Consider the following 1,264-nt stretch of genomic DNA (forward strand, 5'->3'; position numbering starts at 1 on the left):
CACAGAAAACATCACAGGAGGCATTCCCCATGAATGAACTTACCACAGAAATTATCGCTGCACTAGCCCAAAAGCAAGATTTGGACGAAGTTTTTCGTCACCACCTCGAAATTGCGATTAACCAGCTGCTTCAAACCGAATTGGCAGGGTTTTTGGGTTACGAACGCTACTCATACGCTGGAATTAACACTGGTAATAACCGCAACGGCAGTTATGAGCGCTCGTTTGATACGAAGTACGGCCAACTTAACTTAACCATTCCTCGAGATCGCAATGGCCGGTTTGAAAATCATACCTTGCCAGCCTACGGTCGGCACAGTGATAATTTAGAAACAACGGTCATTCAATTGTATACCAAGGGAATTACCACTGCTGAAATTGCCGAACTCATTGAGAAAATGTACGGTGCTCACTACTCCAAAGCCACGGTTTCCAACATGACTAAAGCCGTCAATGAACAGGTTCAAGCTTTCCAGCAACGTCGACTGGCTTCACAATATGCGGCCATCTTCTTAGATGCCACTTACTTGCCGTTAAAGCGGGATACCGTTCAAAAAGAAGCCGTTCATATTGCGATTGGCATTCGTCCAGATGGTACGAAAGAAGTGCTGAACTACCAAGTGGCGCCAACGGAATCGACTGGAATCTGGACTGAACTGCTGGGAACCTTGATCAAGCAGGGCGTTAAAGATGTGCTGTTGTTTGTGGCCGATGGGTTAGTTGGTTTGGATGAAGGCTTGAATCGGCATTTCCCCAAAGCCAAACGACAACGTTGCCTGGTTCATGTTGGGCGGAATCTGATGAACAAAGTTCGCGTAAAAGACCGCAAGGCCGTGATCAGTGACTTTAAACAAGTTCATCGGGCCGCCAACCGTGAAGCAGCCGAACTGAAACTGAATGAGTTCGCCAACAACTGGCATCAGACCTATCCCAAATTAATCAAAGATCTGCTTAAAATGCCGAATTTACTCACTTTCATGGACTTTCCACCAGCTATCCGGCAATCACTATACTCCACTAACCTGATTGAGAACTTTAATAAGCATCTCAAGCGCACCACCCACCACAAAGAACAATTTCCAACGGAAGATTCACTGGATCGCTTTCTGGTTTCTCAGTTTAATGTTTATAACGAGAAGTCTCTGAGGCGGATCCACCGAGGGTTCAAAGGACTCCAGGACACCTTGGAAGCATCATTTATTTAAGTTAGATACATATTATATGTACGAAGGCATTTCATTTACACAAGATTCTTGACGCTACC

The 1,264-nt window shown here is 45.3% G+C and carries 1 protein-coding gene; it reads left to right on the top strand.

Annotated features, from left to right (window positions below):
* The first annotated feature begins 29 nt into the window (after window positions 1-29).
* Window positions 30-1,205: an IS256 family transposase gene (locus MZO41_RS16495; RefSeq protein ID WP_053339307.1), complete on the top strand. Its 1,176-nt coding sequence runs from the start codon at window positions 30-32 to the stop codon at window positions 1,203-1,205.
* Window positions 1,206-1,264: the final 59 nt, after the last annotated feature.

This window comes from Lactiplantibacillus sp. C232, from assembly GCF_023806725.1.
GTDB lineage: Bacteria > Bacillota > Bacilli > Lactobacillales > Lactobacillaceae > Lactiplantibacillus > Lactiplantibacillus plantarum.